Source organism: Frigoribacterium sp. VKM Ac-2859, from assembly GCF_013204925.1.
Classification (GTDB): domain Bacteria; phylum Actinomycetota; class Actinomycetes; order Actinomycetales; family Microbacteriaceae; genus Frigoribacterium.
Map to the genome: position 1 here is coordinate 1,047,363 of NZ_JABMLC010000001.1, position 19,107 is coordinate 1,066,469.

Sequence of the window (19,107 nt, forward strand, 5' to 3'; positions counted from 1 at the left end):
GCACGAGAGGGCCCGTCGTGTCGACGGGCCCTCGGGTGCGGCTCCCGGCCGGGGTGGACTACTCGGCAGACCCCCTCGCGCGACGGCGGACCCTGGTCGCCGACACGAGGCCGAGGCCGATCAGCAAGGCGAAGGCCGCGAGCGAGAACCAGCCGAGGGCGTCCGACCCCGTGTACGCCAGGCCCGAGACGGAGCCGGTCGGGACCGCTCCCCCACCGTTGCCGGTGCCGGTGCCGGTGCCGTTACCGGTGCCGGTGCCGCCACCCGATCCGGGCAGACCCGGGAAGCCGGGGGTGCCAGGGGTACCCGGGGTACCCGGGGTACCCGGGGTCCCGGGCGTCCCGGGAGTTCCCGGGTCGCCCGGCGTGCCCGGGGTCCCGCTGGCCGCCGCGACGGTGAACCCGGTGGCGACCGGGGCCGACGTGGCGCCCGCGATCGTCTCGGTCGCGGCGACCACGTGGGGTCCGACGGCGACGCCCGCGAGGACGACCGTCCAGCTCCCCGTCCCGGGGTCGGCCTGGACGACCTGCGCGGTGCCGTCGTCGAGCTGCACCGTCACCGTGGCACCGGGTTCCGCCGTCCCGACGACCGTCACGGGCGTCGTGCCGCCGGTTCCGGCCTGCAGGACCGAGCCGGCCACCGGGCTGGTGATCACCACGGGGTCGACCGAGGCGATCAGGAGGTCCTGGCTCACCGTGGTCGCGCCCGCGTCCGCGGTCTGCGTCGCCGTGACGACGTAGGCGCCGACCGGGACGTCCGTGAAGTCGACCGCCCAGGTGCCGTCGGCGCCGACCGTCGCCGACTGCGTCGGTCCGCCGCCGAGATCAACCGTGACGAGCGCGCCGGGTGTGCCGGTGCCCGTCACCGTGACGTCCTCGAGGCCGTTCCCGTCGACGTCGGCGATCAACGCGCCGGGTGCCGGCGAGGTGATGACGACGGCGTCGGTGCTCGCGGCCGGCGAGACCGTGAACACGACGGTCTCGGGGGCCGACACCGCGCCTCCCACGGTCTGGGTCACGGACAGGGTGTGCTGCCCCTGTTCGACCCCCACCAGGGTGGTGGACCAGGCGCCGTCGGCGTCCACGTCGACCACGACCGGGAGGCCGCCGTCGATGCTGACGGCCACCGAGGCGTTCGGCTGGGCCGAACCGCCGACCAGGACGTCCGCCGTCCCCGCCGTGCCCGCCGGCAGGATCGAGCCCTGTTCGGGCGAGGTGACCACGAGCGGCGCGACCTCGGCCGCGGGGGCGAGGGTGACGTCGACCGACGCGCTGCCGGTGACGACGCCGCCGACCGTCTGTTCGACGATCACGGTGCGGGTGCCGACCGGGACCGCCGGCAGGGTCACCGACCAGGTGCCCCCGTCGGTGACGGTGGCCGTCTGCGTGATGCCGCCGACGGAGACGGTGACGGTCGCTCCGGGCTCGCCCGTTCCGGTGACCGGCAGGTCGACGAAGCCGTCACCGTCGGTGTCGACGACGAGCTGTCCGTCGGCCGGCGAGGTGATGGTGGGCGCGGCGGCGGGGTCGGCCGGGACGGGCACGACGACCACCGAGACCTCGACGGGAGCGCTCGTGGCGCCTCCGATGGTCTGCACGGCCGAGACCGTGTGCGTCCCGGTGCCGAGCACGACCGGCACCTGCCACGAGCCCGAGGCGTCGACCGTCGTGGTGACGGGGTCTCCCCCGTCGACCGTGACGGCGACGGGTGCGCCCGGCTGCCCCTGGCCACGGACGACGACCGGCGCGGTGCCGGCGTCGCCCGCCTGGTACTGCTGGCCGTCGGTCGGTGCCGTGATCGTGAGCGTCGCGGCGGCCTCGACCACGACCGTGGTCGTGACCGGAGCCGACTCGACCCCGCCGACGGTCTGCGTCGCGGACACCACGTGCTCGCCCACGCCGACCCCCGCGAAGGTGGTCGACCAGTCGCCGTCGTCGTCCACGTCGACCGTGACGGCCGTGCCGTCGTCGAGCGTCACCGCGACGGTCGCGCCGGCCTGGGCCGAACCGGACACCGGCAGGTCCACCGTCGAGGCGGCGGACGGCACGAGGAGGCGCGTGCCCGTCGCCGGGTCGGTGATCCGGATCGGGTCTGCCGCGACCACCGCGAACGGCTGGGTCACGGGGACCGTCGTGACGGTGCCGTACTGCTGCACCACCGAGATCGGTCCGGCACCCACCGGCACCGCGTCGAAGGTCGTGGTCCACGCCCCCGTCGTCGGGTCGGCCGTGACGGCCTGGGTCAGGTCACCACCGAGCGAGACCGTGACGGTCGCGCCGGGCTGGGCGGTGCCCGACACGGTCACCGGCGTGGTCCGGCCGTCGAGGACGACGACCGTGGCACCCGGGGCGGGCTCGGTGATGGTGACCGGGGTGCCGACCACCACGTCGAGCTGCTGGGTGGCGGGAGTCGTCGAACCGGCCGGCACCGTCTGCGTCACGACGACCGGGTACGAGCCGACGGGCACGTCGCCCACCGTGACGGTCCAGGTGCCCTCGGGGGTCACCGTCGTCGTCTCGGAGAGGTCGTCGCCCACCGCGACCACGACCGTGGCGCCGGGCTGACCCGTGCCGGTGACCGTGACGTCGGTGGTGTCGTCGGCGTCACGGACGACGATCGACGACCCGGCGGGCGGCGAGGTGATCGTCACCGGGGCGGCCACGACGACCGACACGTCCCGCGTGATCGGGGTCGACACGGCGCCGTCGACGGTCTGGGTGACCGAGGCGGTGCGGTCGCCGACCGGGACGCCGTCGACCGTGACGCTCCAGGCGCCGGTCGTCGGGTCGGCCACGACGGTCCCGACCAGGCCGTCACCGAGGTCGACCGTGACGGTCGCTCCGGGCTGGGCCGTGCCGGACGCGACCACCGGGGCGGTGTCGCCCGCGGCGAGCACGACGACCGTCGTGCCGTCGGTGGGCCGGTCGACGACGAGACCCGCTGCCGCCGCGACCGTGAACGGTTGCGTCGCCGCGGCCGAGGTCGCGCCCCGGATCGTCTGCGTGGCGGTCAGGGTGTAGTCGCCGACGGGGACTCCGTCGACGGTCGTCTGCCAGTCACCCTCGGGCCCGACGGTGGCGCCGGCCGTGAGGCCCGTGCCGAGCGAGACGGCGATGGTGGCGCCGGGCTCACCGGTGCCCGAGACGACGACCGACGTGGTGCCGGCCGGGTCGAGCAAGGAGACCGTCGCACCGGGGGCGGGGGTGACGATCGCGGGCGCTGCGGGGGCCACGACGATCGACACGTCCCGCGTGACCGGGGTCGAGGTCGAGCCGTCGACGGTCTGCGTGACCGCGATGGTGCGGTCGCCGACCGGGACGCCCGGCACGGTGACGCTCCACGCGCCGGTCGTGCCGTCGGCCGTGACCGTGCCGGTCAGGTCGTCGCCGAGGTCGACGGCGATCGAGGCGCCCGGCTCGGCCGTGCCCGACACGACCAGGTCGGTCGTCGCGTCCGGCGTCGCCACCGCCACGACGGTCCCGACGGCCGGGGCCTCGATGACGACCGCGGCGGCGGAGACCACCGAGAGGGGTTGGGTGACGGCGGGCGACACCGAGGTGCCGAGCGCCTGGGTGGCGGAGAGCGTGCGCTCGCCGACCGTGACGCCGGCCACGACGACGCTCCAGGCGCCGGTGGTCGGGTCGGCGATCGTCGAGGCCACGAGGTCGTCGCCGAGGTCGACGCGGACGGTCGCCCCGGGTGCGGCCGTGCCGCTGACCGTGACGGCCGTCGAGGCGGTCGCGTCGGCGACGGTCACGACGTCACCGGGCTCGGGCTGCAGGACCTCCAATCCCGGTCCGACCACGATCCGGAACCCGGCCGCGACGGGGGTCGAGGTCGTGCCGGCCACGGTCTGCGACGCCGTCACCTGGTAGACGGCGGTCGGCAGGTCGGCGAAGAGGACGGACCAGTCGCCGGACGTCGGGTCGGCGGTCGTGGTGACGGCCGCTCCCCCGTTCAGTCGGACCGAGACCGGGGCGCCCGGGGACGCCGTGCCCGAGACGGGGACGTCCACGGTGCCGGCCGGGTCGAGCACCGTGAACACGGTGTCGTCCGGGTCGACGATGACGACCGGGGCGGCCGCGCGGATCTCGAACGAGCTCTCCTGCGCCGGCGAGGTGGTGCCGCCGATGCTCTGCGTCACCGTCAGCTCGGCCGCGCCCACGGGCACGCCCGGGACGTCCACGGACCACCGGCCCGTGGCCGCGTCGGCCGTCGTCGTGGCGGCGAGGTCGGCGCCCGTCGCGGGATCGAGGACCACGTCGACCGTGGCTCCCGCCGCGGCGGTGCCGGAGACGGTCACCGTGGTCACGACCTCGGGCCCGGCCACGTCGACGACGGAACCGTCGGCGGGGGTCAGGACGACGAGGGGGTCGCCGGCGAGGATGCGGACCACCCGGGTCTCGGGAGCCGAGACCGAGGTGCCCACCGTCTGGGTGGCGGTGACGGTCCGCGTGCCCACGGGCACCCCGGCGAAGGACACCGTCCAGGCACCCGTCGTGGTGCCGGAAGTGACCGTGTCGGTGAAGCCGTCGCCGAGGTCGACGCGGACGACCGCGCCCGGCTCGGCCTGACCCGACACGACGAGCGTCGTGGTCGAGGACGGGTCGGCGAGGACGATCGGGACGCCGTCGGCCGGGGCGACGATGGTCAGCGGTGCGGCCGGGTCGATCGTCACGACGCGCGTGTCGGCCTGCTGGACGGTGTCCCGCACCGCCTGTGAGGCCCCGAGGACGCGCTCTCCGACGCCGACGCCGACGAGCGTGACCGCCCAGGCCCCGGTCACGGGGTCGGCGAGGGTGCTGCCGACCTCGGCGCCGTCGAGGGTCACGGTGACCCGTGCGCCCGGCTGGGCGGTGCCGGCGACCGGGACGTCCTGCGTGGCCGCGGGCGAGGCGACGACGTAGCGGATGTCGGCGGCGGGCGTCGTGATGACCACGTCGGCCCCGGAGACGATCTCGAAGGCCCGGGTGACGGGCTCGGTGGTCGTCGTGCCACCGACCGTCTGGGTCGCGGAGGCGACCTGGTCACCCACGGGGACGCCCGGGACCGTGACGGACCAGAGCCCGTCGGGCCCGGCGGTCGTCGGGACGACCACGCCGGCCAGGGTGACCTCGACGGACGCACCGGGGTAGGCCGTCCCGGTCACGACGACGGCGGTGGTGCTGTCGACGCCGGCGACCGTGACGACGTCGCCGTCACCGGGTGCGGTGATGGAGAGGTCGGCCTCGGCCGAGACCACCGAGAAGTCCGTCGGCTCGGCCTCGAGGAGGTCGGGGCCCTGCTGCTGGCTCGCGCCCACGACGTGGTCGCCGACGGCGACCCCGGTCAGGACGAGGGACCAGGCACCCTGCGCGTTCGTGGCGACCGGGGCCCGGCCGACGCCGTCCACCGTGACGGTGACGGGCAGACCGGCCACGCCGGTGCCCGCGATGTTGACCGGTGCGGTCCCCTGGTCGTCGGCGACGACCAGACGGGTGCCCGGGACGGGCGCCGTGATGACGACGTCGCCGCCGACGCTGACCAGGACGTCCCGCGTCTCGGCGTCCGAGGTGGAGCCGTTGATGCTCTGGGTCACCGAGACCGTGTGCGGACCGACCGGGACGCCGTCGACCGTGACGGACCACTGGCCCGAGACCGGGACGACCACCTGGCCGACGAGGCCGTCGCCGAGGTCGACCTCGACGGTCGCCCCGACCTGGCCCGTGCCCGAGACGACGACGGGCGTCGTGTCCTGCGGTCCGGGGACGAAGTACTCGGCGCCGTCGAGCGGTGCCGTGACGGCCAGGGGCGTGCCCTGCGCGATCGTCAGCGGCTGGGTCACCGGTGCCGAGGTGGTCCCGCCGAGGGTCTGCGTCGCACCGAGCGTGCGGTCACCGGCGGGGACGTCGGGGATGACGGCGGTCCAGGCGCCCGTGGCGGGGTCGACCGTGGCCGGCACCTCGAAGCCGGCGCCGAGGCCGACCGTGACGGTCGCCCCCGGGTCGGCCGTGCCGGTGACGGTCACGTCGGCCGTGGTGCCGCCGACGATCGGGATCGTGGCCCCGGGGGCCGGCGTCGAGATGGCGACCGGGGTCCCGGCGACGATCGACACGACGCGCGTCTGCGCGGGCGACACGGTGCCGCCGACGGTCTGCGTCGCCGAGATCGTGCGCTGACCGACGGGAACGCCGGCGACGTCCACCGACCAGGCGCCGGTCGTGGCGTCCGCCGTGATCCGGCCGGTGAGGCCGTCACCGAGGTCGACGCGGACGTCGGCGCCGACCTGGGCGGTGCCCGAGACGGTCAGCGTGGACAAGGAGGCGCTGTCGGCGACGCGCACCGTGGTGCCCTCGGCCGGGGCGAGGATGTCGAGCGGCGCACCGGCGGCGACCGTCAACGGCTGCGTGACCGGCACCGAGACGACGCCCGCGACCGTCTGCGTGACGCTGATCGTCCGGGGCCCGACGGGCACGGACGACACGGTGGCCGACCAGGCGCCCGTGGCGTCGGCCGTGGTCGTGGCCACGTAGCCGTCGCCCAGGTCCACGCGGACGGGGGCGTTCGGCTCGGCGGCTCCCGTCACCGTGACCGGGGTGGTCGAGGTGGCGTCGGCGACCGTGAGGGTCGCACCGGGCGCCGGCGTCGAGATCGTCACGCCGGTCGCGGCCACGAGGGTGAAGTCGGTGGTCTGCGGGGCGGACACCGCGCCTCCCACCGTCTGCGTCGCGGTGGCCGTGTAGGTGGCGACCGGCAGGGCCGGGAAGGTCACGGACCAGGTGCCGTTGGGGGCGACCGTCGTGGTGAGGTCGCGGCCGCCGCCGAGGGTGACGGCGACCGGGGCCCCGGCCTGCCCGGCACCCGAGACGGTGACGTCACGCGTGGAGTCGGCTCCGGGCAGACGGTACTGCGTGCCGGAGGTCGGGCTCGTGATGGTCAGGCCCGTGCCGGCGACGACGCTGAAGGCGCGCGTCACGGCGGCGGAGACGTCTCCACCGAGGGCTTGGGTCACCGACGCGGCGTAACCGCCGACGGGCACGCCCGGGACGGTCGTCGACCAGGTGCCGTCCGCGGCGACGAGGGCCGTGGCCGTGCGGCCGCCGCCCAGGTCGACGGCGACGGTGGCCGTGGGGGTCGCGGTGCCCGAGACGATCACGGGGGTCGTGGAGTCGGCGTCGAGGACCGTGAAGACGCGTCCGGCGGTGGGCGTGGTGACGACGAGCGGCTGCTGCGCGACGACGGTGAAGTCCCGGGTCACGGGGCCGGTGGTCGCGGTGCCGAGGGCCTGGGTCACGGAGGCGCTGTAGGCCCCTGCGGGCACGTTGGAGACGGTCACGCTCCAGCTGCCGTCCACGGCGACCGTGCCGGTGCCCGTGAGACCGGCACCGAGGTCGACCGTGACGGCGGCGCCGGGCTCGCCGGCACCGGTCAGCACGACGCTGCGCGTGGCGCCCGGGGAGGCCGGGACGACGAACACCTGCCCGGCGGTGGGCGTGGCGATGCTGAGGGGGGCGAGGGCCGCGGCGCGGACGGTGGAGGTCGCGAGGTCGACCCGGGAGGCGTTCACCAGCGGGAGGACGGAGAGGCTGACCGCGTGGACGGAGCTCGAGCCGGCGTCGGTGCCTCGGCCGTCACGGAAGCCCGCGCCGTCCTGGGCGTTGATCGTGACGCGGACGAGCTGGTTGAGCAACGTCGTGAGAGGCGCGAGGGTCGTGACGACCGCGGCGGTCGTGGTGCGCAGGCTGGTCGTCGTGGCGGCGAGCGCCGTGCCGTTCACCAGGGGCGAGTAGAGGCCGCCCACGCTGCCGAGCAGCGTGCCGACGACGGGGAGGAGGGCCCCCCGGAGGACCGTGGCGCCGAGAGCACCGACGAGACCCGACCCGGTGACGGTCGTGGCGGCCGGCTGGACGGTACCGTCGAGCAGCGCGCCGAGGGTGGTCACGGTGCGGGTGCTCAACGTCTCGTTCACGCCGACGACGGCCAACTGGATGCGCAGTGCGACGGCGAGGTCGACGGTCACCTGGGTCGCGCGGATCGCGTCGTCCACGGCGGCCACGAGGTTGGTGGGCAGCTGGTTCTGCAGGATGTCGGTGATGCCGGCGGTGATCGCGGTGATGGTCGCGGGACGCAGCAGGTCGGTGTTCGCGGGCAGACCGTTCAGGGCGTCGAGGTCGATGACCACCTGGCCCGTGCTGGGGATGATGGTCACGGGCCCGCTGGTCAGGGGACGGGCGAGTTCCGCCGAGATCGTCGAGTCGAGGTCGACGGTCGCCTGCACGTTCACCGTTGGCTGGCCGAGCGTGACGGCGCCACCGAGGGGCAGGCCGTTCACGGCCGTGGTGAGCGGGCCGGTGATCGAGTTCGCGAGGCCGCTGACGGCGGTGCTGCCGGCGACCCCGTTGACCGCGGTCCCCAGGCCGCCGACCGTGGAGCGGAGGGACGAGGTCACGCCCTGGACGGCGGGGCTGGTCAGGGTGAACTCCGCACCGGCGACCTGGTAGGCCGTCGTGGGCGTGGTGGCGGTGGCGCCCCGCTGCTGGGTGATCTGCGACGAGAGCGCGCCGAGCTGCAGGGTCACGTCGCTGAGGACGCCCTGCGTGGCGGGCACCTGGGCGAGCAGCGGCTGGAGGCGGAGGGTGGTCTGCTGGGCCGGGCTGCCGTCGCCGACGGCGATCGAGCCGTCCTGGGCGATGAGACCGGCCGAGGCGGTGGCGCCGGTCGCGGTGGCGTTCGCGTACTGACCGTCGACGCCGAGGGTGAGCAGCCCGTTGCCCCCGAGGAGGCGGATGCCGTTGCCCAGACCGACCGTGAGCGCGTTGACGGCGGTGAGGTTCAGCGGGTTGCGCGACGTCGGCGGGTTCTGCGTGGTGCCGAAGGCCGAGTAGGCCCCGCCGAGTGCGGCGACCTGGTCGAGCGCGACGATGCCCGTTCCGCCGACGAGCGACGCCTCGGCCTCGCTGCGGTCGGTCGTGGCCGCCTGCGCGGGGACGACGACGACGAGCGCGCCGACGACCGCCGCGACGACGGCGGCCGCCGTCGCCTTCAGTGCGCGGGACGCGTGGGAGCGCCGGGGACGCTCGATCGTCTGGCTTCGCATGGGTGTGCCTCTTCCTGACGGGACGAGCCCGCCGCCTGATCCGAAGAACTCCCGCTGGTGAGGCGGGAGGTGCTGCTGTTCTGTTGTGTCGTCGCCGCGTCGCCGCCCGGGGACGACGGCGAGGCGAACGGGACTACCGCGCGGTGCGCGGGCTCGTTCGCCTGGTGCGGGTGCTGCTGACGTGCCGTGGTGAGGGGCTCATCGGTCCTGATCCTGATCGTGTGGTGCGGGTGCGACGGCGCCGTCGCGCGTGGTCGCACCGTGGTGAGGGGTGCGGCCGGAGCGGTGGTTGATCGCTCCCGACGAGCTGGTTCGGTCTCGTCGTGATGCCGAGCATAGGGGGCATCGCGCGGATCGCGCACCCCACGAAGGGGGGCCACGGGGCCTTCGGCCCCCAAAAGAGAAATGACCCCTCACGCACCCGTCAGAGCCCGGTTACCCTTGCTGCATTTCTGCCCTGGGGGAATTGGCCTGGATGACGCCACGTGAGGAGCCTCGACGAGTTTAGCGGCAACTGAGTGGTCGCCGCGACCCGGGGTGTTGCCTGAGGGCATGAGAATCGTCATCGCCGGAGGACACGGCAAGATCGCCCAGCTCCTCGAACGCCGACTAGCCGACGCCGGGCACGACCCCGTCGGCATCGTCCGCAACCCCGACCACACCGCCGACCTCGAGGCCGCGGGGGCCCGTGCCCTCGTCCTCGACCTCGAACGGACCGACGTCGACACGCTCGCCGGCCACCTCGACGGGGCCGACGCCGTCGTCTTCGCCGCGGGCGGCGGCGGCGGCAGCGGCGCCGAGCGCAAGCTCACGATCGACCGCGACGGGGCCGTCCTCCTGGCCGACGCCGCCGAGAAGGCGGGCGTCACGCGCTACGTCATGGTCTCGGCCATCGGTACGGACGACTTCGACCCGGCGCGCGCCGAGCTGCCCGCCGCGAACGACGACGACGTGTACCAGGTGTACATGCGTGCGAAGAGCGAGGCCGACGCCGACCTCCGCCGTCGCGAGGGCCTGGACTGGACGATCGTCCGCCCCGGTGGCCTGACCGACGACGCCGGCACCGGCCAGGTCACGGTCGGCACGACCGTCGAGCGCGGCAGCATCCCCCGCGCGGACGTGGCCGAGATCATCGCCACGGCGCTGATCGAGGGCACCGCCGTCAAGACGCAGTTCGAGGCCGTCTCGGGCGACGTCACCGTCTCGGACGCGCTGGCGACCATCAAGTACTGACCCGCGCCTCCTGGTCGTCCCCCGACCACGGAGTGACGGACGAGAGCCCCGGAGGCGCGACCAGCGCACCGGGGCTCTCCCCCGTCTGAGGGTCGGTCGGGTCGTGTACCCGCAGACGCCTCAGCTGAGGGCGGCGGCCTGTCGGGCGATCTCGAGTTCTTCGTTCGTGGGGACGACGAGGACGGACACCCTCGACCCCTCGGGCGAGATGTACCGCGCCTCGCGGGACGCGAGTTCGTTGCGGTCGTCGTCGACGTGGATGCCGAAGAACTCCAGGCCCATGAGCGTCCGACGACGCAGCAGGGCGTTGTTCTCGCCGACCCCTGCCGTGAAGACGACGGCGTCGAGTCCCCCGAGCTGGGCGACGTAGGCACCGATGTAGTGCCGCAGGCGGTGCCGGTAGACGGCCAGCGCCGCCTCGGACACGGCGTCGCCCCGGGACGCGCTGTCCTGCACGTCGCGCATGTCGCCGCTGCCGGTGAGGCCGAGCAGCCCGCTGCCCTTGTTGAGCAACGTCTCGAGCTCGGCGAAGTCGAGTCCCGCCTCACGGTGGAGGTGGAACACGGCGGCGGGATCGATGTCGCCCGAGCGCGTGCCCATGACGAGACCCTCGAGGGGCGTCATGCCCATGCTCGTGTCGATGGACCGCCCGCCGTCGATCGCGGCGGCCGAGGCGCCGTTGCCGAGGTGCAGCACGATCGTCTTGAGCTCGGCGAGGGGGCGACCGAGGAACTCGGCGGTCTTCTCGCTCACGTACTTGTGCGACGTGCCGTGGAAGCCGAAGCGACGAACGTGGTGCTTCTTCGCCAGCTCGGCGTCGATCGCGTAGGTGTAGGCGGCGGGGGCGAGCGTCTGGTGGAACGCCGTGTCGAAGACCGCGACGTGGGGGACGTCGGGGAAGGCCTCCCGGGCCGCGCGGATGCCCTGCAGGTTGGCCGGGTTGTGCAGCGGGGCGAGGGCCGACAGGCGGTCGATCGCCTTCTCGACGTCGGGCGTGACGACCGTCGCGCGGTCGAACTCTTCTCCGCCGTGGACGACGCGGTGGCCCACCGCGACCGGCGGGTACTCGGCGAAGGACGGGCCGTGCGCCTCGAAGGCGGTCAGCATCGCGGCGAAGCCGGCGGCGTGGTCGGCGATCGGCTGGGTGTCGTTGCGGGTCTCGTCGCCTGTGACCTCGTTGCGGTGACGGGTCGACCCGACGTCCTCGCCGATGCGCTCGACGAGACCGCTCGCGAGCGTGCGCTCGCCCTCGAGCTCGATCAGCTGGTACTTGAACGACGACGAGCCGGAGTTGACGACGAGGACGGTGCTCACGAGGAGGCTCCTTCGGTGCTGGTGACGGCGGCGGCGGCGGCCTGCGTGCCGGCCTGGATGGCCGTGATGGCGACGGTGTTGACGATGTCTCCGACGAGGGCCCCGCGGGACAGGTCGTTGATCGGCTTGCGGAGGCCCTGCAGGATGGGGCCGATCGCGACCGCACCCGCACTGCGCTGCACGGCCTTGTAGGTGTTGTTGCCCGTGTTGAGGTCGGGGAAGATGAACACCGTCGCCCGACCGGCGACCTCGGACTCCGGCATCTTGGCGGCGGCCACCGTCGGGTCGGCCGCGGCGTCGTACTGGATCGGCCCCTCGACGAGCAGGTCGGGTCGGCGTTCGCGGACGAGTGCCGTGGCGGCGCGGACCTTCTCGACGTCCGCACCCGAGCCGCTGTCGCCCGTGCTGTAGCTCAACATGGCGACGCGGGGCTCGATGCCGAACTGCTGTGCGGTCTGCGCCGACGAGATCGCGATGTCGGCGAGTTGCTCGGCGGTCGGGTCGGGGATGACGGCGCAGTCGCCGTAGACCAGCACCCGGTCGGCGAGCGCCATGAGGAACACGCTCGACACGACGCCGACGTCGGGCAGCGTCTTGATGACCTCGAACGCGGGCCGGATGGTGTGCGCCGTGGTGTGCTTGGCGCCCGACACCATGCCGTCGGCGAGGCCGAGCTTCACCATCATCGTGCCGAAGTACGAGACGTCGGTCACGGTGTCCATCGCCTGGGAGACCGCGATGCCCTTGTGGGCCCGCAGCTTGGCGTACTCGGTCGCGAAGAGCACCTGCAGGCTGGGGTCGAACGGGTCGAGCACGCGGGCGGTGGCGAGGTCGAGACCGAGCTCGGCGCCCCGGGCGCGGATGGCCGTCTCGTCACCGAGCAGCGTGATGGCGGCGACGCCGCGCTGCAACAGGGTGGACGCGGCCCGCAGCACCCGGTCGTCGTCGCCCTCGGGCATGACGATGTGCTTCTGGGCCCCCCGCGCCCGCTCGAGGAGCTGGTACTCGAACATCAGGGGCGTCACCACCCCGGACGGGCTGACCTGCAGGAGGCGCAACAGCTCGGCCCCGTCGACGTGCGTCTCGAAGAGTGCGAGGGCGAGGTCGTACTTGCGGGGAGAGTCGGCGGCGAGGCGCCCGCGGGTCTGGGTGATGGCGAGGGCCGTGTCGTAGGTGCCGGTGCTCGTGGTCGCGATCGGCAGCGGGCTGTCGAGCCCCTCGAGCAGGCGCTCGACCTGCGGGGCGAGGGCGAACCCACCGTTGAGCACGATGCCGGCGAGCGACGGGAAGGTCTCGGAGGCGTGGGCGAGCACCGTCGCGACGAGCACGTCGGAGCGGTCGCCCGGCACCACGACGACGGCACCCTCGGTGAGTCGCGGCAGCACGTTCTCCATCGACATGGCCGCCACGACGACGCCGAGCGCCTCTCGGTCGAGCAGGGCGTCGTCGCCGCGCAGCAGGGTCGCACCGGTGGCCTGCAGCACGGCGCGCATCGTCGGGGCGACGAGGACGCGGTCTTCCGGCAGCGTCCAGATCGGGACCCGCCCGGTGGGTGACGCCTCGAGGGCGTGGCCGATGCCGTCGACGACCTCGTCGAGGTGGTCGGGGTCGACCCGGTTGGCGACGACGGCCAGCAGGCTCGCGTGCTCGGAGCGCAGCTCGGCGGTGGTCAGTTCGGCGACCTGGCGCATGTCGGCGCCCGAGCGCCGCGTCTGGCCGTCGGCGCTGCGGCCGCCGAGCACCAGCAGCACGGGCGCGCCGAGGTTGGCCGCGATGCGGGCGTTGTACGACAGCTCGGTGGGGCTGCCGACGTCGGTGTAGTCGGAACCGATCACCACGACCGCGTCGCACTGCCGCTCGACGGCGGCGAAGCGGCTCACGATGGTGGCGAGCGCGGCATCGGGATCGGCGTGCACCGCGTCGTAGCTGACGCCGACGCACTCGTCGTAGGCCAGGTCGACGCTGTCGTGCGACAGCAGGAGTTCGAGCACGTAGTCGCGCTCGTCGGTCGAGCGGGCGACGGGTCGGAACACCCCCACCCGTCCCACCTCGTGGCTGAGCGTGTCGAGCACGCCCAGGGCGATCGTGGACTTGCCCGTGTGGCCTTCGGCAGAGGTGATGTAGATGCGTGTCGACACGCTCGCCAGCCTACGGGCGGCAGCCTTCGAGCCGCCGGGGAAGCGTGCTGGCGGAGGCCGCGAGACACCTCCTAGGCTCGTCGGCATGCAGATCCGCACCGCGACCGAGACCGACCTGCCCGGCGTCCTCGAGATCCACGCCGACGCCGTGGCGCACTCCCGGGCCATCTGGACCGACGTCACGCCGACCCTCGAGGGTCGGCGCGAGTGGCTGACCAGCCATCAGGAGGCGCGGCGCAGCGCGATCGTCGCGGTGGACGGCGACGAGGTGCTCGGCTACGGCAGCTACGGGCCGTTCCATGCCAAGGACGGCTACCGGCACACCTGCGAGAACTCGGTCTACGTGCGTCCGGGGCAACAGGGCAAGGGACTCGGACGAGCGCTGATGGCCGAACTCGTCGAGCGGGCCACGCGGGACGAGCTGCACGTCATGGTGGCGCTGATCGAGGCGGGCAACGAGGCGTCGGTGCGGCTGCACGCGTCGCTCGGCTTCGAGGACGCCGGCGTGCTGCGCGAGGTCGGCACGAAGTTCGGCGAGTGGCTCGACCTGCGGTACATGGTCCGCCGACTGGCCTGACCCGGGCGCGACGGGACCGACGAGGCACCGGGACGACGACGGGCGCCGCCTCCGAGGAGACGACGCCCGTCGTGGGCGGAGCGGTGGGGTCAGCGTCCGGTCGAGCCGTCCTGTCCGGTGTCGCCGGGCGTGTCGAGCCGACCGTCGATGGCCGGGTCGGGCGACACGACGTCGACCTGGAGCGGAGGCTCGGCGACGACGGCCGAGGCTGACGTCGCCCGGCTCACCGGAGAACCGTCACGGCCACCCCGGACCCGGCGTTTGACCGCCTCCCAGGGGCGGGCGAGTCGTGTGCCACCGGCCTGGGCCGGGGCGTCGACCTCGAGACCGTAGTACGCGCCGACGTGCTCGAGCAGGACGTCGCGCTCGGCCTTGTCGTACGCACGACGTTCGCGGGTGAAGGCGATGATCGTCGACCAACAGGTCAACAGCAGCACGATGCTGAACGGCAGCGCCGTCGTGATCGCCGCGGTCTTCAGGGCGTCCAGACCGCCGGTCAGGAGGAGCGCGACGGCGAGCAGGGCGGCCACCAGGGCGAAGAACACTCGGAGCCAGTTCTTCGGCTCGATGTCGCCGCCCGACGCGATCATCGCCATGACGAGCGATCCGGAGTCGGACGAGGTGACGAAGAACACGCCGATGAGCAGGATCGCGCCGAACGTCAGGACCGTCCCGGCGGGCAGGCCGCCGAGCAGGGCGAAGAGCGACCCCTCGACGTCGACCGAGCCGTCGGCTCCGACGAGGCCACCCGAGCCGTCGGTCTGCTGGTGGATGGCCGCACCACCGAGGACGGCGAACCACAGGAAGGTGAGGGCGGTCGGGACGAGCAGCACGCCGAAGACGAACTGGCGGACCGTGCGGCCCTTCGAGATGCGGGCGATGAAGATGCCGACGAAGGGCGCCCACGACATCCACCACCCCCAGTAGAACGTGGTCCAGGCGCCCTGCCACTCCTCGCCGGCGGCGCCCTGCTGGGCGGTCACGTTGAAGGACAGGCCGACGACGTTCTGCAGGTAGGCGCCGATGGACTGCACGAAGTCGCGCAGCAGGAACTGCGTGGGTCCGACGATCAGGATGAACAGCAGCAGGGCGGCCGCGAGGATGAGGTTGAAGTTCGAGAGGATCTTCATGCCCTTGGTCACACCGGTGACGAGCGACACGATGGTGACCGCCGTGATGACGGCGATGATCGCGATCTGGCTCACGATGCTGCTGTCGGCGATGCCCGCGGCCTCGAGGCCGGCGCCGATCTGGATGACGCCGAGGCCGAGCGAGGTCGCGACGCCGAACAGCGTGCCGACGAGGGCGATGACGTCGATGAGGTTGCCCCAACCCCCGCGGACGCGGTTGCCGAGGAGGGGCTCGAGGGCCCAGCGGATGGAGACGGGACGCCCCCTCCGGTGGATCGCGTAGGCGAGGGCGAGTCCGAGGACGACGTAGATGGCCCAGGCGTGCAGCCCCCAGTGGAGGAAGGTCTGGGTCAGGGCCTGCTGCGCGAGCTGGTCCTCGGTGCCGGTGACGCCCGGTCGTGGCGAGGCGAAGTGGCTGAGGGGCTCGGAGACGCCGTAGAAGACGAGGCCGATGCCCATGCCCGCGGCGAAGAGGAGCGCGAACCACGAGCCGGTCGAGAACTCGGGCTCGTCCTTGTCCTTGCCCAGCTTGATGCCACCGAACCTGCTGAATCCGAGGAACAGGCTGAAGCCGACGAAGAAGGCGGCGATCAGGACGTAGTACCAGCTGAAGTTGCGGACGATGCCGCTCTGCAGGCCGAGGAACAGCGCCTCGGCCGAGGCGGGCGCGATCAGGGTGTAGGCGACGAAGCCGAGGACGACGACGGCGGCCGGCCAGAAGACCCAGCGGCGCAGTTGAGGGGTGGTCGAGACGGTCTCCGTCAGGGAAGCGGGATGGTCGGCGGGGGGCCCGGAAGGGGGCGGAGTTGTCGTGGCCATGCCTCCATGGTGACGGTTGAGGGGCCCGCCGTCCCAATCACGACGTCGTCGGGGTCACCGATCCTGGTGACGGTAGTACCGGTTGCGGGGTCGCAGGACGGCCGTCGCGAGGACGGCGGCGAGCACCGACGCGACGAGGATGGCCACCTTGGCGTCGTCGTCGTGCGCGCTGCCGAGCCCGTAGCTCAGTTCGGCGACGAGCAGGGACACGGTGAAGCCGATGCCCCCGAGGAGGGCGACGCCGGTGAGGTCCACCCACTTGATGCTCCGGTCGAGTTCTGCCCGGGTGATCCTGGTCGTGATCCAGGTCGTCGCGAGGATGCCGACGGGTTTTCCGAGGACGAGGGCGGCGATGATGCCGATCGTGACCGGACTCGAGAGAGCCGTCCTGAGGCCGTCGAGGCCACCGAAGGCGACGCCTGCGGAGAAGAACGCGAACACGGGGACGGCGAAGCCGGTGGAGATGGGCCGGAAGCGGTGCTCGAAGACCTCGGAGAGCCCCGGTCCCGCATCCGGGCCGCCACTGGCCTGGCTCCGGATGACGGGGACGGCGAAACCGAGGAGGACGCCGGCGACGGTGGCGTGGACCCCGGAGGCGTGGATGAGCCCCCACACCAGGACGGCGACCGGCAGGAGGATGAACCAGTTCGCGGCGGGGTGCAGGCCGAAGAACCGTCGGAACCTCTGGGTGAGGAACACGTACGCCGCGAGCGGCACGATGGCGAGTGCCAACGGGACGACCTCGATCGCGCTGGTGTAGACGAACGCGATGATGCCGATGGCGATGAGGTCGTCCACGACGGCGAGGGTCAGCAGGAAGATGCGCAGCGCGCTGGGCAACCTCGAGCCCACGATGGCGAGGACCGCGACGGCGAAGGCGATGTCGGTCGCGGTGGGGATGGCCCACCCCCGCACCGCCTCCGGGTCGGAGGCGTTGACGGCGGTGAAGATCAGGGCGGGGACGAGGACTCCGCCGAACGCGGCGGCCACCGGCACGATCGCCTTGCTGACCTTCCGCAGCTCTCCGGCGACGAACTCCCGTTTGAGCTCCAGCCCGACGAGGAAGAAGAAGATCGCCAGGAGCCCGTCCGCGGCCCACTCCCCCACGCTCAGGTGCAGCCCGAGACCCTCCGGGCCGAACTCGAAGTCCCGGAGTGCGAAGTACGCCCCTGAGAGCGGTGAGTTCGCCCACACGACCGCCAGGACGGCGGCGACGACGAGGACGACCCCACCCACGGTCTCCTTCCGGAGGATCTCGCCGAGGCGGGTGGACTCCGAGGTCGTCTCTTCGGCGAAGAGTCCGGGAGTGACGGCGGGAGGCGGGGAAGAGGGCAGGTCGTCGTGTGGCATCGTCGTCCTGTCTTACCAGACGACGCCGGGGCGGGCACGGGACGAGGCGACGGCGCCCGTCACGCCCGTGTCAGAGCCGGGGCGAACGTCGCCGCGACGACGGTGACGTCGTCGGCCTGCTCGTCGTCGCCGACCAGCTCGGCGACCTTCTGCACGATGTCGCCCGGGTCACCGGACGAGATGAGCAGCAGTTGGAACTGGCTGAAGGCGTGCAGTTCGTCCGGGAAGAGGTCGAGGACCCCGTCGCTGATGCAGACGATCGTGTCGCCTGGGTGCAGCTGGTCGGCGTAGGACGTCCAGCGGTCCCCGAGGCCGATGGGGAGGTCGGACGACTGCAGCCGCTCCACGAGACCGGTGGCGCGCCGGATGAGCGCCAGCCCGTGTCCGCCGTCGGCCCAACGGATCTCGCCCGACGGCGTGATGCGGGCGTGGAAGCACGTGGTGAACTGGACGTCGCCGTCACCGCTCGCGAGGCCCGTCGTCGCACGACGCAGGGCCACGGCGGGGTCGAGATCGTCCGACGAACTGCGGATGACGGAACGCACGGCGGCGGCGATCATCCCCGCTCCGACGCCTTTGCCCATGACGTCCCCCACGGTCAGGGCGATGCCGTCCGGGGTGGGATACCAGTCGTAGAAGTCGCCCCCGACGGCGCGGGCGGGGATGCACCTCCCCCGGACGGCGAACATCTCGGGAAGGAGGCTCGTCTTCGGTGGCAGGAGCGACTGCTGGATGGTCGCGGCCCGGTCGAGCTCCCGTTCGACCGCGTGCTGCTGCGCTCGGGACAGCTCCACCTTGCGGCTCGCCTGCCGGGCGAGCTCGTTGATGGCGAGGCCGATGGTGGCGTAGATGGCCAGGGAGAAGGCGATGCGGATGAACTCGCTGGGCGCGCGTCCGCTCGGCTCGATCACGAACGGCAGCATGAAGGTGACCGCCGATCCGATCAGCAGCCACACGATGCTGAGCCGCCCCGGCCACACGGCGATCCAGACGATCGGCAGCAGGATGATGGGGATGAAGACGGACCCGCTGTCACCCGTTCCGTAGCGGAGCAGGCCCACCGCGACGAAGTCGGCGGCGGGGATGACGATCTCCCAGGTGAGCAGGCGGGGACGCCGGGAGACCACCGAGGCGAAGACGACGCCGCAGAACGCGGCGAAGACGCCGGCCCACATGCTCGGTGCATCGCTGACGGGCAGCCACGGGATGAGCGTGCTCACGACCGCGGCGAGCAACACGAAGAGGAAGACGAAGCCCTGCTTGAGCAGGGCGACGTGACGTCGCGAGCCGGCGGACATGACCCGCGCGAGGAGGCCGGAGTCGCCCCAGACGCTGGGGCGCAGGGTGTCGTTGCCCAACTGACTGACGCTCATGACCCAAGGCTAGGGCGACCGGGCCTCCATCGGGGAGAAGGCGATGCCCCAGAACGTGGGGCGAGGACGAGAAACGGCCCCTCCCGGGGAGGGAAGA

Annotated in this window: 8 protein-coding genes and 1 other RNA gene; 2 read left to right on the top strand and 7 right to left on the bottom strand. The window is 73.0% G+C overall.

Features of this window, described 5'->3' with window-relative positions; genetic code table 11:
* Positions 1-58: 58 nt before the first annotated feature.
* Both HQQ78_RS04835 and ffs read right to left on the bottom strand, forming a co-directional pair.
* Entirely contained in the window at positions 59-9,076 is a 9,018-nt protein-coding gene (locus tag HQQ78_RS04835) for a choice-of-anchor G family protein (RefSeq protein ID WP_173151281.1), read from the bottom strand.
* 401 nt (positions 9,077-9,477) lie between these two features.
* An RNA gene (gene ffs, locus HQQ78_RS04840) (signal recognition particle sRNA small type) lies at positions 9,478-9,574 on the bottom strand.
* Between the two features lie 54 nt (positions 9,575-9,628).
* Between ffs and HQQ78_RS04845 the strand changes: the two genes are divergently transcribed.
* Positions 9,629-10,309, top strand: coding sequence for an SDR family oxidoreductase (locus tag HQQ78_RS04845; RefSeq protein ID WP_159826147.1), 681 nt, complete (start codon positions 9,629-9,631; stop codon positions 10,307-10,309).
* Positions 10,310-10,429: 120 nt separating this feature from the next.
* On the opposite strand, the gene HQQ78_RS04850 is transcribed toward HQQ78_RS04845, so the two are convergent.
* The gene (locus HQQ78_RS04850) at positions 10,430-11,623 is read right to left on the bottom strand and encodes an acetate/propionate family kinase (protein ID WP_159826145.1); all 1,194 of its coding nucleotides are present in this window, start codon (positions 11,621-11,623) and stop codon (positions 10,430-10,432) included.
* Positions 11,620-13,761 (bottom strand): phosphate acetyltransferase, encoded by a 2,142-nt coding sequence (gene pta, locus HQQ78_RS04855; protein WP_173151283.1) that lies wholly within the window; start codon positions 13,759-13,761, stop codon positions 11,620-11,622. The genes HQQ78_RS04850 and pta overlap by 4 nt, the downstream gene beginning before the upstream one ends.
* Positions 13,762-13,846: 85 nt before the next feature.
* On the opposite strand from pta, the gene HQQ78_RS04860 reads away from it, so the two are divergent.
* Positions 13,847-14,338 (top strand): GNAT family N-acetyltransferase, encoded by a 492-nt coding sequence (locus tag HQQ78_RS04860; RefSeq protein ID WP_173151285.1) that lies wholly within the window; start codon positions 13,847-13,849, stop codon positions 14,336-14,338.
* 89 nt (positions 14,339-14,427) lie between these two features.
* Here HQQ78_RS04860 and HQQ78_RS04865 read toward each other — a convergent pair whose 3' ends face one another.
* The 3 genes from HQQ78_RS04865 to HQQ78_RS04875 are packed head-to-tail and all read right to left on the bottom strand — an operon-like array spanning position 14,428 to position 19,010.
* Complete coding sequence (locus tag HQQ78_RS04865; protein ID WP_173151287.1) at positions 14,428-16,287, bottom strand: BCCT family transporter; 1,860 nt, start codon at positions 16,285-16,287, stop codon at positions 14,428-14,430.
* Positions 16,288-16,341: 54 nt separating this feature from the next.
* Positions 16,342-17,637 (bottom strand): Na+/H+ antiporter NhaA, encoded by a 1,296-nt coding sequence (gene nhaA, locus HQQ78_RS04870; protein WP_173151289.1) that lies wholly within the window; start codon positions 17,635-17,637, stop codon positions 16,342-16,344.
* A 59-nt stretch (positions 17,638-17,696) separates the two neighbouring features.
* Positions 17,697-19,010, bottom strand: a complete 1,314-nt coding sequence (locus HQQ78_RS04875; protein ID WP_173151291.1) for a PP2C family protein-serine/threonine phosphatase — start codon at positions 19,008-19,010, stop codon at positions 17,697-17,699.
* Positions 19,011-19,107: the final 97 nt, after the last annotated feature.